We start from the raw sequence: 15373 nt of genomic DNA, 5'->3' as shown, positions 1-15373 counted from the left end.
CATTTAATTGTAGCATTGATTCGGCAAAAAAGCAATCTTGTATTTGAAACATTTGTGAAAGTTTGGCTTGTCTGCTTCCTTTTTTGAGGGAAATGTGGTACGATACTAAGGTTAGTGTTGGCGAAACAGAATTCGCCAAAAGAGGGAATAGAAAGGGTATTTGTATATGAAGAAGAGAACAGTAGCACTGATGCTTTGCGCTATGATGGCGTTTGGTGCAGCAGGATGCGGAGCAAAGGACGCCGATCCGGCAGCGACAGAGGCGACAGAGAGCGCAACGTCAACCGAGGGTCTTGCAGACAGTGCGGTTTCCGGTACGATCACAAGCACTCCGTGTGCGAGCAGCGCGTTTGACCTGAAGGGAAGCGATTATGTAACACTCTGTGATTACAGCGCGATTCCGGTTACGATCACCGGGGATTATGACGTGGATGACCAGAAGGTAAAGGACTATTTCAAGCAGATGTTTGACAACTATGGTCCGTTCTATATGGCAGATCCGGACAAGACCACGGTCGAGGAGGGAGACATTGTCAATGTGGATTACGTTGGCAAGCTTGACGGAACAGCGTTTAGCGGAGGTACCGCCGAGAATCAGAACATTGATGTGTACCAGAACGCATCTGCCACAGGAACAGGCTACATCGACGGATTTACGGACGGCTTAAAGGGCGCTTCTGTCGGAGATGTGATCGACTGTGACGTGACATTTCCGGATGATTATGGCAACACGGATCTGGCAGGAAAAGCAGTAGTCTTTACATTTACGGTCAACTCCATTCAGAAGGAAATGACGATCGATGATGTGGATGACGCATTTGCCAAGGAGCAGTTCCAGGTAGATACCGTGGATGAGATGTACGATCAGATCCGCAGCTACATGGAGAGCAGTGCCGAGTATAATAAGCAGAAAGACACTACGACTGCCGTGCAGAATTATCTTATAGATAATTGTGAGGCGGAAGTGCCGGAGGATTATCTTACTGCGCGTGTGGATGATTACAGAAGACAGTACATTGAGCAGAACTGCAACGGAGACGAGAGCCAGCTTGCCGATTATGTGAGCACCTACTACGGAAAGACCGTCGAGGAGATGGAAGCATACTGGAATGAGGGAATGGAAAAGAGTATCCGTCTGGAATTCATTATGGATGCGATCGCAGATGAGCTCGGCGTTGAAGTGAACCAGGACGATATTGATACCTATGCAGAGCAGCTGGTAAGCCAGAACGGATACGAGTCTGTGGAGGCGATGTATAATATCTACGGTTTTGGAGATACCGACTATGGCAAGCGCTATTTCGCAGATCTCTACCGCTACGACCAGGCGCTGGATCAGCTGCTTGAGACGGCGGTTGTGACCATCGATCCGTCTGCGGACACAGAGAGTGACGCGGTGACAGAGGACGCTGCGGATGCAACAGAGGCGGGCAGTGCAACAAACGCATCTACGACGTATGAGGCAGCAGAAGGCACGGAGAAGACCGGGGCAGCCAATTAGGAATAAGCATTGATTTTTTGCGGCAATGCAGATAAGATAATAGAAAAGAGATAATGAGTGGCAGACGGGATGCGGCAGAGTGGCGCACCCGTCTGTTGCGGATGGAGGAATGTATGGATCTGGTAAATATAAGGGATTTATTTCGCAGCAAGGATGAGTATCTGGATACGACAGTGACCATCGGCGGATGGGTCAGAAGTCTTCGTAATTCCAAGAATTTCGGCTTTATCGTTGTCAATGACGGTACGTTCTTTGAGCCGGTGCAGGTGGTATTTTCCAATGTGCTGGAGAACTTTGAGGAAGTGGAGAAGTTAAACGTCGGCGCGGCAATCATCGTGACGGGTAAGCTTGTCGCAACCCCGGAGATGAAGCAGCCGTTCGAGATTCAGGCGGAGAAGATTGAGGTGGAGGGAGCTTCCACACCGGATTATCCGCTGCAGAAGAAGAAACACAGCTTTGAGTATTTGAGAACGATCTCTCATTTGAGACCGCGCACCAACACCTTTGAGGCGGTGTTCCGCGTGCGTTCCCTGATTGCCTATGCGATCCATAAGTTCTTCCAGGAGAGAGATTTCGTCTATGTGCACACACCGCTCATCACAGGAAGTGACTGCGAGGGTGCAGGTGAGATGTTCCAGGTGACGACGATGGATCTTGCCAATGTGCCGAAGAATCCGGACGGAACCGTGGACTATACGAAGGACTTTTTCAATAAGCCGACGAATCTGACCGTCAGCGGACAGTTAAACGGCGAGACATATGCGATGGCGTTTAAGAACATCTATACGTTCGGACCGACATTCCGCGCGGAGAATTCCAACACGACCAGACATGCGGCGGAGTTCTGGATGATCGAGCCGGAGATCGCATTTGCAGATCTTGAGGACGATATGATCCTTGCGGAGAGCATGCTCAAATATATCATCCGCTATGTGCTTGAGAATGCGCCGGAGGAGATGGCATTCTTCAATAACTTTATCGACAAGGGACTCCTTGACCGACTGAACAATGTGGTGAATTCTGATTTCGCACGTGTGACCTACACGGAGGCAATCGAGATCTTAGAGAAGCACAACGACAAGTTTGAGTACAAGGTATCCTGGGGTGCGGATCTTCAGACGGAGCATGAACGCTATCTGACAGAGGAGATCTACAAGCGTCCGGTATTTGTGACAGATTATCCGAAGGAGATCAAGGCGTTCTACATGAAGATGAACGAGGACGGCAAGACGGTAGCGGCAGTCGACTGTCTGGTTCCGGGAATCGGAGAGATCATCGGCGGAAGCCAGAGAGAGGACGACTACGACAAGCTTCTGGCGCGCATCAACGAGCTGGGACTTCGCGAGGAGGATTATGAGTTCTATCTTGATCTCAGAAAGTACGGTTCCGCAAGACATGCGGGATTCGGACTCGGATTCGAGCGCTGCGTGATGTATCTGACCGGTATGTCCAACATCCGTGACGTCATTCCGTTCCCGAGAACGGTTAACAACTGCGAACTGTAAGAGGGAAGACTGAGGTGGAGCATGAGATATATTTTGGAAAATGACACGCTGCGGGTCGAGATTGAATCGTTCGGCGCGGAGATCAAGTCTGTGAAACGCAAGGCGGATGGAAGGGAATATATGTGGTGCGGAGACCCGAGATACTGGGGCAGAACATCGCCGGTGCTCTTCCCGTTTGTCGGCGCGCCGAAGAACAAGGAATACCGGTATGAGGGCAGAACCTACCCGATGGGACAGCATGGATTCGCGCGCGATATGGAGTTTACTCTGGAGGCACAGGAGGAAAAGAGCATCTGGTTTGTTCTCTCCTCCACAGAGGAGACCTATGTGAAATATCCGTTCCGGTTCCGGCTGCACATCGGATATATGCTGGACGAAAATGAAGTTTCCGTTCACTGGAAGGTGGACAACACTGATGAGAAGCCGATGTATTTTTCCATCGGCGCACATCCGGCATTTTTGTGCCCGATCAACGGGGAACAGGATAAGACGGGCTATCGTCTCCGGTTCGGAGATCTCACCGACAAGCTGCATCATCACGGCAACACGCCGGACGGCATGGCAATCATGACGGATGAGGAGCTGGAACTGGAGGATGGAGAGGCTGTGATTACGCCCGGATTCTTTGACAAGTGCACCTACATGGTGGAGGGAGCGCAGACGGGAGAGGTGTCAATCCTGGACCGCGACGGCGAAGCCTATGTGACGGTACGCTTTGATGCGCCGCTGTTTGCTCTGTGGTCTCCGGAAGGAAAGGAAGCACCGTTCCTGTGCATTGAGCCGTGGTATGGAAGATGCGATGCGGTTGACTTTGAGGGAAGCCTGGCGGAGCGCCCATACGAGAATGCGCTTGCAGCCGGAGGCAGTTTTGATGCAGAGTACGCAATCGTGTTTGCATAGCCGCATGCGAACCGGCATATAGATAGGATAGAAAGAATCAGGCAGGTCTATCTATGAAGCTGGGATACAAAATAAAACCGAGAGATGCAAAAAGCAACCCGACGACAGCCATCCTTGCCGCCGTGTTTGTGATGTTCCTTATAAGCGGTCTTCTGCTGCTTCTTCTGGCGCTTCTCTTATATAAGATGGAGCCGGGAGAGTCCGTCATTAAGATCGGAATTGTGGCGGTCTACGTAATTTCCGGGCTTTGCGGAGGTTTTCTGATGGGAAAACGGATGCGGGAGCAGAAGTTTTTGTGGGGACTGGCGGCGGGAATCATCTATTTTCTGCTGCTGTTTGGTGTGTCGCTGCTCGTAAAGGGTACGGGTGATCTTCAGATGACGCGCATTTTTTCAACGCTGATCCTCTGCGGGGCATCCGGCATGGCGGGAGGAATGTTAAGCTGAAAAGCCGCTCTGTGGGGCGAAAGTTCAGCAAAAAAAAGGCTTTTCATCTAACCGGTCATGTGCTATACTATACGGGTTAATAGAATTTTATTGTAAGATATAAAGGAGAGATTATTATGAAGCACGTTAAGACATTAAATACCAGAAAGTTACAGAACACCATCAAGAAGGGCGGATGCGGTGAGTGCCAGACATCATGTCAGTCTGCATGTAAGACATCCTGCACCGTAGGAAACCAGAGCTGTGAGAACAGATAATTTTTCACGGGCATAAGTGAATAGCATTACTTACAGACGACCGTTCGCGAAGCGTGCGGTCATTTGTACGTTATAATAGTCAGAATTAGAAAGAGAGGAAATATTATAGTGGTTCATCAGTATAAGAACAACGGCTATGATATTGTTCTGGATGTAAACAGCGGCGCGATTCATGTGGTGGATGACGTGACATACGATGTCATTGCCCTGTATGAAGGACATACAAGAGAGGAGATTGTGAATTCTCTGCGGGAGCGCTATCCGGAGACTGAAGTGGAAGAGGCACTTGATGAGGTGCAGATGCTGGTCGACAACGAGGAGCTTTTTACGAAGGATACCTACGAGAACTATATCATGGATTTCAAAAAGCGCCCGACGGTTGTCAAGGCTCTGTGCCTGCACATTGCGCATGACTGCAACCTTGCCTGTCAGTATTGCTTTGCCGAGGAGGGCGAGTACCACGGGAGAAGGGCTCTTATGTCCTTTGAAGTCGGGAAGAAGGCACTTGATTTTCTGATTGCCAATTCCGGCAACAGACGCAACCTGGAGGTGGATTTTTTCGGCGGGGAACCGCTTATGAACTGGCAGGTGGTCAAGGATCTTGTGGCATACGGCAGAGAGCAGGAGAAGCTTCATGACAAGAAGTTTCGCTTTACACTGACAACAAACGGTGTACTTTTAAATGATGAGGTTATGGAATTCTGTAACCGCGAGATGGGCAATGTCGTTTTAAGTATTGACGGACGGAAGGAAGTTCACGATAAGATGCGGCCGTTCCGCAAGGGTGCGGGAAGCTATGATCTGATCGTGCCGAAGTTCCAGCAGTTCGCGGAGAGCAGACATCAGGATAAATATTATGTGAGAGGAACCTTTACACATTATAATCTTGATTTCTCGGAGGATGTGCTGCATCTTGCAGATCTCGGATTCAAGCAGATTTCGGTGGAGCCGGTTGTGGCGGAGCCGAAGGAACCGTACGCAATCCGGGAGGAGGATCTGCCGAAGCTCTTCGAGGAGTATGACAAGCTGGCAGTTGAGATGATCAGACGTCATAAGAGCGGAGAAGATTTTAATTTCTTCCACTTTATGATCGATCTTGAGGGCGGTCCGTGTGTGGCAAAACGTCTTTCCGGCTGCGGTTCGGGAACCGAGTATCTGGCAGTCACGCCGTGGGGTGATTTCTATCCGTGCCATCAGTTTGTCGGAAATGAAAAGTTCCTTCTCGGAAATGTCGATGAGGGCATCTTAAATACAGACATTCGCGACGAGTTTAAATGCTGCAATGTCTATGCGAAGGAGAAATGCCGCAAGTGTTTCGCAAGATTCTACTGCAGCGGCGGCTGCGCGGCGAATGCCTACAATTTCAGCGGCGACATCTGCGGAGCATATGACATCGGATGTGAGCTTCAGAAAAAGCGCATCGAATGTGCGATTATGATAAAAGCTGCAGAGGAGGAACAAAAGAATGAAGAAGAGTAAAGCGATTGTTATTTTGATCGTGATCCTTGGTGCACTGGCGGGACTTGCTTATTATGCATCCATCATTCTTTCTTCGACGGGAATCGGGGAAGAGATGAGCATTCCGCTTGGTCTGGATTTATCCGGCGGTGTTTCCATTACCTATCAGGTTGTGGATGACAATCCGAGTGCGGAGGATATGAGTGATACGATCTACAAGCTGCAGAAGCGTGTAGAGGGCTACAGTACGGAGGCGTCTGTCTACCAGGTGGGAGATGACCGTATTACGGTTGAGATCCCTGGCGTATCGGATGCCAATGCGATTCTGGAGGATCTCGGTAATCCGGGTTCTCTGGAGTTCCAGCTTCCGGACGGAACGGTTTACATGACGGGTGACCAGGTTGCGGATGCGCAGGCGGGAACCACGACAGACAGCTACGGCAACAAGCAGTATGTGGTACAGTTAAAGCTCACAGACGACGGAGCAAAGCTGTTTGCGGACGCCACCACAGACAATGTCGGCAATTATCTGCCGATCGTGTATGATGGCGAGACGATCAGCTATCCGCAGGTAAAGGAAGCCATCACCGGCGGTACGGCACAGATTTCCGGCATGAAGACGTATGAGGATGCCGAGACACTGGCAACACAGATCCGTATCGGTTCTCTTTCCTTAAAGCTGCAGGAGCTGGAATCCAGCGTTGTAGGAGCACAGCTGGGAAGCCAGGCGATCTCTTCCAGCTTAAAGGCAGCAGCCATCGGATTAGTGATTGTCATGATCTTCATGATAGTGATGTATCAGATTCCGGGTCTGGCGGCAGCCATCGCGCTGGCAATCTATACCTGTCTGGTAATTGCTACATTATACTTATTTGAGATTACACTGACACTGCCGGGTATTGCGGGTATCATCTTAAGTATCGGTATGGCGGTCGATGCGAACGTCATTATCTTCGCGCGTATCCGTGAGGAGATTGCGACGGGCAAGACGGTCAATTCTTCAATGAAGATCGGTTTTAAGAAGGCAATGTCAGCCATCCTTGACGGTAACATCACAACGATCATCGCGGCGTTGGTACTGATTGCGCTGGGTTCCGGTACAGTCAAGGGATTTGCATACACTCTGATGATTGGTATTGTACTTTCCATGTTCACAGCGCTTGTCGTGACAAGATGGATCCTGTATTCCTTCTATGCCATCGGTATCCGTGACGAGAAGTTCTATGGCCGTGCAAAAGAGCGCAGGACGTTGAACTTCCTCGGAAAGAGAGGCGTATTCTTTACAGTTTCCCTGGCAATGATTGCAGCGGGATTTATCGGAATGGGTGTTCATGCAGCAAAGGGAAGCGGAGCATTGAACTATGGTCTTGACTTCGTAGGAGGTACTTCAACGACAGCAGACTATGGCAAGGATTACACGATTGAAGAGATTGAGAATACCATCGTTCCTGTTGTTGCGGATGTGATCGGCGACAAGGACATCATGGCGAACAAAGTGGAAGGTACGACACAGATTACGGTGAAAACGCGTACCCTGACGCTGGATGAGAGAGATACGCTGGAGCAGGCATTGGTGGATCAGCTTGGAGCAGATGAGTCTTCCATCACATCACAGAGTATCAGCTCGACTGTCAGCAGTGAGATGCGTTCCGATGCCATTGTTGCCGTGATCGTATCTTCGATCTGCATGTTGATTTATATCTGGTTCCGGTTCAAGGATATCCGTTTCGGTGCAAGTGCGATTATTGCGTTGCTGCACGATGTGCTGGTAGTGCTTGCGGTTTATTCACTGCTTCGTATTTCCGTCGGAAATACCTTTATCGCATGTATGCTGACGATCATCGGTTACTCTGTCAATGATACGATCGTTATTTTCGACCGTATCCGTGAGAACCTGGGCAGGACAGCAGTAAAGCAGACGCCGGAGCTTCTGGCGGAGGTTGCCAACAAGAGTTTGACACAGACGCTTTCACGAAGCATCAATACGTCTCTGACAACCTTTATCATGGTATTCATGTTGTTTTTACTCGGTGTTGCAAGTATCCGTGAGTTTGCACTTCCGTTGATGGCAGGCCTGCTCTGCGGAGCATATTCTTCCATCTGTATTGCAACGGAGCTGTGGTACATCATGAGACTGCATCTTGGCAAGAACAGACTGATCAAGAAATAAAACAAATATTAGGGGCTGCAATACATTGACCAAAGATGTATTTGCAGTCCTTTTTATTCCCCTACAGGAAAAAGGAAAATAACGGGAAGCAGGCATGAAGAAACGTAGGATAGCGTGTATAATGGCATGACGCAGAGATTGACCCTGCCATATTTACCTTCTGGCAGTATAGTGAAAAAGGGAAGTGTGGATGGAATTGAGGGAGCGGTAGATCTGGATGTCCAGTTTGTGGAGTGACATGAAAACGGTCATTGAGGAGAAATGAGATGGATGGGATGAAGTTGTTTGCAATCTATTTGGCGGTTATGAATGTGCTCGGTGTGGCGGTCATGTGGTCGGATAAGAGGCGCGCCAGACTGCACCGGTGGCGGATTCCGGAGAAGGTGCTCTTTGGCGTGAGCCTGCTCGGGGGAAGCGCGGGAACCTGGGCAGGAATGTATTTGTTCCGCCACAAGACGAAGCACTGGTATTTTGTGGTCGGAATGCCGCTCATTCTGGTTTGCCAGGCGGCACTTGCAATTTATCTGGTGCACTTATATGTTTTATAACAAATTGTTATAGACGGTATATGTTTTCTGATTGAATAAAGATACAAAGTCATTTATAATGAGTAGCATAGCCGTAGAAAGACAAATGTTTTTCGTAGAAAGACAGTGCGGCGGTTCAGGAAGGGAGAATACATACGATGTATACAATGGAAGATATCGAAGCGGTAGATATGGAAATCGCACAGGCAATAAAGGATGAGTTTGACAGACAGAACAGTCATATCGAGCTGATCGCATCGGAGAACTGGGTAAGCCCGGCGGTGATGTCTGCGATGGGAAGCGTTTTGACTAATAAATATGCGGAAGGCTATCCGGGGAAGCGCTATTACGGCGGATGCGACTGTGTGGATGTCGTGGAGGAGCTGGCAAGAGAGCGCGCGAAGAAGCTGTTCGGCTGTGACTATGTCAACGTGCAGCCACATTCCGGAGCACAGGCGAATATGGCAGTGCAGTTCGCGATTTTAAAGCCGGGCGACACCGTGATGGGGATGAATCTGGATCACGGCGGACATCTTACGCACGGTTCACCGGTCAATTTTTCCGGAACCTATTTTCATATCGTACCGTACGGTGTGAACGACGAGGGATTCATCGATTACGACAAGGTGATGGAGATTGCCCTCGAGTGCAAGCCGAAGATGATTATTGCAGGTGCCAGTGCCTACGCGCGCACGATCGACTTTAAGAAATTCCGTGAGATCGCGGACGCCTGCGGTGCCGTGCTCATGGTTGACATGGCGCACATCGCCGGTCTGGTTGCGGCGGGACTTCATCCAAGCCCGATCCCGTATGCGGATGTCGTGACAACGACCACGCACAAGACTCTGCGCGGACCGCGCGGCGGAATGATTCTCTGCAACCAGGAAGTGGCAGACAAGTACAACTTTAATAAGGCAATCTTCCCGGGAATCCAGGGAGGTCCGCTGATGCATGTGATCGCGGCGAAGGCAGTCTGCTTCAAGGAAGCACTGCAGCCGGAGTTCAAGGTGTACCAGCAGAACATCATCGACAATGCGCAGGCGCTGTGCAAAGGACTGATGAACCGCGGTATCAAGATCGTATCGGGAGGCACCGACAATCACCTGATGCTTGTCGACCTGACGAATTTTGACCAGACCGGAAAAGCGGTGGAGAAGCTTCTGGATTCCGTAAATATCACCTGCAATAAAAATACGATTCCGAACGATCCGAAGTCTCCGTTCGTGACGAGTGGTGTGCGTCTCGGTACGCCGGCGGTGACATCCCGCGGATTCAATACCGGGGATATGGATCAGATTGCGGAGGCGATTGCCATGATGATCAAGGAGGGAGAGCCGGCGGCAGATCGCGCCAGAGCGATTGTGGCGGAGCTCACCGCAAAATATCCGTTAAAATAAAATCTTTCAAAGTGTGTAGACTAGGCTTCCGTGCATATTGTGAGTGTTCAATATGCGCGGAGGCTTTTTTAATGTTCTATTCTACAAAAATTATTAAGAATTAAACGCTATGTATCGGGTCTGAAAAGATGATAGAATAAAGAAAAGAAAGTAACCCGTCTGGGGCAGAGGAGGAGCTATGGGCAAAAAGAGCGTTGGAATTCTGATCGGTGTGGCAGCAGTGGCTGCTGTTCTGGGAGGAACCGGTTATTATTTCCGGGATGATATCAGGCAGATGATACCGATCTTTGATGATGGAAGTTCAGAGGACAAGGTCTATGTGGAAAAGGTATCCCGCATTATGAATCAGTATGCAGGTGTTTCCAACCGGTATAACGGTGTGGTGGAGACGCAGGATTCATACGAGGTGAATGTGGATTCTTCCCGGACGATCAGCGAGATCAAGGTGGAGGTCGGCGATGAGGTCGAGGAGGGACAGACTCTGGTCACTTACGACACCAGTGACCTTACCATGAAGATTGAGCAGGCGAAGCTGGAGCTGGAAGGCATCCAGAATGAGATAGATAATTACAACAAACAGATCGACACACTGACGAAAGAGATGGAGAAGGTGGACGAATCGGAACGCTACGATTACACCACGCAGATTCAGAATATCCAGAACTCCATCGCACAGAAGCAGTTCGATATGGAGAGCAAGAAGCTTGAGATCTCCAAGGAGCAGAAACAGGTCAGCAGTTCTTCCGTTGTGAGCAAGGTGGCGGGAGTGGTCAAGGAGATCAATGAGAAAGGCGTGGACAGCAACGGGAACAGCGCGCCGTTTATGACGATCTTACAGACTGGAGAGTACCGGATCAAGGGAAGCATCGATGAGCAGAATGTCTGGATGCTTTCCGAGGGACAGGAGGTTGTGATCCGCTCGCGTGTGGACGGCACGAAGACGTGGAGCGGAACGATCGGGAAAATTGACACGGAGAGCCCGCAGCAGGGGAACGATAACAGCTATTACAGCACTTCTTCGGCGGGAGATACACAGTCAGCGTCCAAGTATCCGTTCTATGTGGATCTCGACTCGGTGGACGGACTGATCCTGGGGCAGCATGTGTACATCGAGCTGGATCAGGGACAGGAGGAAGTGAAGGAAGGTCTGTGGCTGTACGGCTCCTACATCGTGCAGGACGAAGATACCCCGTATGTGTGGGCGGCTAATGAGAAAGACCGTCTGGAGAAGCGCTACATCGAGCTGGGAGAGTACGATGCGGATATGGATGAGTATGAGATCGTATCAGGGCTTGCAGAGGACGATTACATTGCCTGGCCGATGGCTGGTCTCTATGAGGGTGTGACGACCGTGACCGACGAGGCGGAAGTGGATTATTCTTCTCCGCTTTACAATCAGCCGGCGGACGAGAATCTGTACGATACAGAGGGTGTCTATGACACGGAACTGCTCTATGATGTGTTGGACAGCGTCTATGATACAGAACTGCCGGATGAAATGTATGACGGTATGGATGCCGGAGAAGGGACAGAGGCGGAGGTGGCAGAATGATACTGAATCTGCAGAATATCTACAAAGACTATCAGCAGGAGAAGCTGGTTGTGCCGGTGTTAAAGGATGTATCGCTGACGGTCGAGGAAGGAGAGTATGTCGCCATTATGGGACCGTCCGGTTCCGGTAAGACCACACTGATGAATATTATCGGGTGTCTCGACCGACCGACGAGCGGTACTTACGAGCTGGCGGGGGAGAACGTGCTCAAATTAAAAGACAGGGAACTCTCGGATCTCCGCTTAAAGAGCATCGGGTTCGTGTTCCAGAGTTTTCAGCTGATGCCGCGGGAGAGCGCCGTGGAAAATGTGGCGCTTCCGCTCAGCTACGCCGGAGTGCGCAAAAAGGAGAGGCGGATCCGCGCGACGAAAGCGCTCGAGAGAGTGGGACTCGGGGATCGTGTCAATTTCAGACCGACACAGCTTTCCGGCGGACAGAAGCAGCGTGTCGCCATCGCCCGCGCGATGGTCAACCATCCTAAGATTCTGCTGGCAGATGAGCCGACAGGAGCTCTGGACTCCAAATCCGGCGAGCAGATCATGGAGCTTTTTGACAGCCTGAACGAAGAGGGCGTTACCATCGTCATGATTACGCATGATCCCAGGATTGCGGCGAAAGCCAAGCGGATTGTCCGGATCATCGACGGTGAGATCTATGAGGGAGAGGGGGACGGAGCGGTATCATGAAGATTAAGAAAGTGATTGCGGTCATCGCAGGTATTGCGGTCACCCTCTCGGCTGCGGTGGGAGGCGTATACGGGTATAAGTCCTATCAGGACAAAAAGCTTATCGCGGAAGTGCAGCCGGTTTCCAACCTCAACTGGGGATACTGGGGAGACACGGAGACAAGTTATGGCACCGTCACGAACGATTCCTCACAGGAGATCTATCTGGATGATTCCAGAATGATCAAGGAGATCTATGTGGAGAAGGGGGATGAGGTGCAAAAGGGAGACCCGTTGCTCGCCTATGACACGGCGGAACTCCAGATAGAGATTGAACGCAAAAAACTCGATATCAGCACGATCGAGAATAACATCGAGAGACAAAAATACAAGTATGAAATGTTAAAGACGCAGACGCCGGTGAAAAAAGATCCGCCGAAGCTGAACGAGGAGCAGCTTGCCTGGTATCAGCACATGGACGAGGAAAACCGCCTGACAGAGACAGATAAGAACGACAGCAGAATCTACAACTATCTGACGGCGGCCTCCATTCCCTACAACGTGACAACCAATGCGGCGGGGGAACTGGTGTATCCGGCAGGAACAGCGGAAGAACCGTATATTTATTATGTCAACCAGAATGCATACGCCTACGGCGGCTTTTTCAATGCCATCCGTCCTACCGCGGAGGGAGGCAGCGGAAAACATGTGCGCGTGATCGTCTGCAAGAAGGATGCGGACGGTAAGATGGTGCTTGACACCGATGAAGCGACCGGGCGGCAGACGCCGGTTGCGGATGATACAGTGTCCCCGAATACCGTCGAGTTAAACGGCAGCGATTTTCCGGCGGATTACGATGAGAGCCGCATGTGGTATCTGTTTTCGGGAAAAGAATACATACCGACCTCCCTTGCGGATGAGTACATGCAGGCCTACGAGGATTTTATGGCGGACTGGGAGGTGCCAAAGGGATATACTTCCGAGGAACTCTATCAGGAGGCTGCCGAGATTGAAGAAAAATTAAAGATGCTCGATATTCAGCGCAGACAGGAACAGCTGGCGCTCGAGTCCATGGAGAAAAGTGCGACGGACGGTGTGGTCTACGCGGAGGTGGACGGTGTCGTCAAGACGCTCGGTGATCCGGACGAGAAGCCCGAGCAGGGGCAGGCGTTTCTGGTGATAACCGGAGATGACGGGCTCTATGTAAAGGGGACGATCAGCGAGCTGCTTTTGGATGATGTGAAGATGGGAACCGTGGTGACTGCCAATTCATGGGAGAGCGGCATGACGTTTGATGCCACAATCACGGAAATATCGGATTATCCGGTTTCGGGCAACTCGTGGGGCGATGGAAATCCCAATGTCTCCTATTATGAGTACACGGCTTATATCGAGGACAGTTCCGCGCTCCGCAACGGGGAGGCGGTAGATCTGTCCATATCGACCAATCAGTCCGATGGCGGCGGCATTTTTATAGAAAAAGCGTATGTGAGGTCGGAGGATGGAAAGGCGTACTGTATGATTGCAGATGAGAATAACCGGCTGAAAAAACAGTATGTGGTGACCGGAAGAACGGTGTACGGATCTGCGGTAGAGATCAAGTCGGGTCTGACGGAGGACGACCGCATCGCATTCCCGTACGGGAAAAATGCGGTGGAGGGCGCTGCCGTCACGGACGAATCATCCAATTATTAAAGGAGGAACGGAGATGTTTGAAAATATAAGATTATCTTTCCGCGGAATCTGGGCTCACAAGATGCGTTCCTTCCTGACGATGCTGGGAATTATTATCGGTATTGCAGCTATTATTGCGATTGTATCTACAATTAAGGGAACAAATGAGCAGATCAAGCAGAACCTGGTCGGAGCCGGTGAGAATACCGTCGAGATTTCCCTGTATCAGGGAGAGTGGGAATATGAGATGGAGTACAACGGCATACCGGAGGGCGTGCCGCTTGTGGCGGATGAGGTGGTTGAACAGCTCAAGGAGATCCCGCATGTGGAAAATGTGTCGCGCTATCTGAGCCGGCAGGATTACAACGGAGTCTATCATCTGAATACCGGGCTTTCCGGTGGTTATGTCAAGGGCGTTGACACGGCTTATTTTGACACCTGCAATTATATTATGAAGGAAGGGCGTGGGTTCACGCAGCAGGATTTTGACCAGTATCACAAGGTCGCGATTCTGGATGAGGATTCGGCGGACGCACTGTTCCAGGGAGAGGAAGCTGTCGGGGAGACGATTGAGATTCAGCAGGAGCCGTATGTTGTGGTGGGAATTGTGACAAAGGCGAAAAAGTTTGAACCGGTCATCAACTCAATTGATGACTATTATACCTACGCGCAGGATTCCGCCGGCTCTGTGTATGTGCCGGCGACGACCTGGCCGATCATCTATCAGTACGACGAGCCGCAGAATGTGGTGCTGCGCGTGGAGAGTACGGATGATATGACCAGCGCCGGAAAAGCGGGAGCGGATCTGCTAAACGGGTATCTGTCGGTGTCGGATACGACGATCCAGTATAAGGCAAAAGATCTGATGGAGCAGGCACAGCAGATTCAGGAACTCAGCAGCTCCACCAACACCATGCTGATCTGGATTGCCGGCATTTCATTGATTGTCGGCGGTATCGGCGTCATGAACATCATGCTGGTATCGGTGACGGAGCGGACGCAGGAGATCGGTCTGAAAAAGGCGATCGGGGCACGCAAGTCCCGGATCCTGGGACAGTTTCTGACGGAGGCGGCGGTGCTCACCAGCCTGGGCGGTCTCATCGGCGTGCTGGTCGGCATTATTCTGGCGCAGGTGATCTCGTATGTGACGACGACGCCGGTGGCGATCAGTGTTCCGGCAGCCGTGGGAGCGGTGGCGTTTTCCATGGTTATCGGAATCGTATTCGGTGTGTTCCCGTCCTACAAGGCGGCGAATTTAAATCCGATCGATGCGCTGCGGCATGAGTAAGCAAAAAATAATGACAGCGCTGCGGACAGAAAGG

At 50.9% G+C, this 15373-nt stretch carries 13 protein-coding genes; all 13 read left to right on the top strand.

Translation table 11 applies throughout. The features are described from left to right. Positions 1–166: 166 nt before the first annotated feature. The 13 genes from RHOM_RS11450 (at position 167) to RHOM_RS11390 (ending at position 15339) form a co-directional block, all read left to right on the top strand. Positions 167–1501, top strand: a complete 1335-nt coding sequence (locus RHOM_RS11450; RefSeq protein WP_014080471.1) for a trigger factor — start codon at positions 167–169, stop codon at positions 1499–1501. Positions 1502–1614: 113 nt separating this feature from the next. Beyond that, the gene (asnS, locus tag RHOM_RS11445; protein ID WP_014080470.1) at positions 1615–3006 is read left to right on the top strand and encodes an asparagine--tRNA ligase; all 1392 of its coding nucleotides are present in this window, start codon (positions 1615–1617) and stop codon (positions 3004–3006) included. A gap of 21 nt (positions 3007–3027) precedes the next feature. Beyond that, positions 3028–3906, top strand: a complete 879-nt coding sequence (locus tag RHOM_RS11440) for an aldose 1-epimerase family protein (RefSeq protein ID WP_014080469.1) — start codon at positions 3028–3030, stop codon at positions 3904–3906. A 53-nt stretch (positions 3907–3959) separates the two neighbouring features. Then, the gene (locus RHOM_RS11435; RefSeq protein WP_014080468.1) at positions 3960–4352 is read left to right on the top strand and encodes a TIGR04086 family membrane protein; all 393 of its coding nucleotides are present in this window, start codon (positions 3960–3962) and stop codon (positions 4350–4352) included. A gap of 116 nt (positions 4353–4468) precedes the next feature. Then, positions 4469–4609 carry a six-cysteine ranthipeptide SCIFF gene (scfA, locus tag RHOM_RS11430; RefSeq protein WP_014080467.1) on the top strand — a complete coding sequence of 47 codons (141 nt, stop codon included), beginning with the start codon at positions 4469–4471 and terminating at the stop codon, positions 4607–4609. Between the two features lie 108 nt (positions 4610–4717). Continuing rightward, entirely contained in the window at positions 4718–6088 is a 1371-nt protein-coding gene (gene scfB / locus RHOM_RS11425) for a thioether cross-link-forming SCIFF peptide maturase (RefSeq protein WP_014080466.1), read from the top strand. Then, a complete protein-coding gene (locus tag RHOM_RS11420; protein WP_014080465.1) occupies positions 6075–8237 on the top strand; it encodes a protein translocase subunit SecDF in 2163 nt (720 codons plus the stop codon). Before scfB ends, RHOM_RS11420 begins: the two co-directional genes overlap by 14 nt. A gap of 266 nt (positions 8238–8503) precedes the next feature. Continuing rightward, positions 8504–8785, top strand: a complete 282-nt coding sequence (locus tag RHOM_RS11415; RefSeq protein ID WP_014080463.1) for a DUF1294 domain-containing protein — start codon at positions 8504–8506, stop codon at positions 8783–8785. A gap of 137 nt (positions 8786–8922) precedes the next feature. After that, positions 8923–10161 carry a serine hydroxymethyltransferase gene (glyA, locus tag RHOM_RS11410; protein WP_044024681.1) on the top strand — a complete coding sequence of 413 codons (1239 nt, stop codon included), beginning with the start codon at positions 8923–8925 and terminating at the stop codon, positions 10159–10161. Positions 10162–10339: 178 nt separating this feature from the next. Next, positions 10340–11713 carry an efflux RND transporter periplasmic adaptor subunit gene (locus RHOM_RS11405; protein WP_014080461.1) on the top strand — a complete coding sequence of 458 codons (1374 nt, stop codon included), beginning with the start codon at positions 10340–10342 and terminating at the stop codon, positions 11711–11713. Then, positions 11710–12399: an ABC transporter ATP-binding protein gene (locus tag RHOM_RS11400; protein WP_014080460.1), complete on the top strand. Its 690-nt coding sequence runs from the start codon at positions 11710–11712 to the stop codon at positions 12397–12399. Before RHOM_RS11405 ends, RHOM_RS11400 begins: the two co-directional genes overlap by 4 nt. Beyond that, positions 12396–14072, top strand: a complete 1677-nt coding sequence (locus RHOM_RS11395) for an efflux RND transporter periplasmic adaptor subunit (protein WP_014080459.1) — start codon at positions 12396–12398, stop codon at positions 14070–14072. Before RHOM_RS11400 ends, RHOM_RS11395 begins: the two co-directional genes overlap by 4 nt. A 13-nt stretch (positions 14073–14085) precedes the next feature. Then, complete coding sequence (locus RHOM_RS11390) at positions 14086–15339, top strand: ABC transporter permease (protein ID WP_014080458.1); 1254 nt, start codon at positions 14086–14088, stop codon at positions 15337–15339. Positions 15340–15373 lie beyond the last annotated feature (34 nt).

Source organism: Roseburia hominis A2-183 (assembly GCF_000225345.1).
Taxonomy (GTDB): Bacteria; Bacillota; Clostridia; order Lachnospirales; family Lachnospiraceae; genus Roseburia; species Roseburia hominis.
Note: the sequence above shows the minus strand (reverse complement) of the source record. Positions and strands in the feature narration are given on the sequence as shown.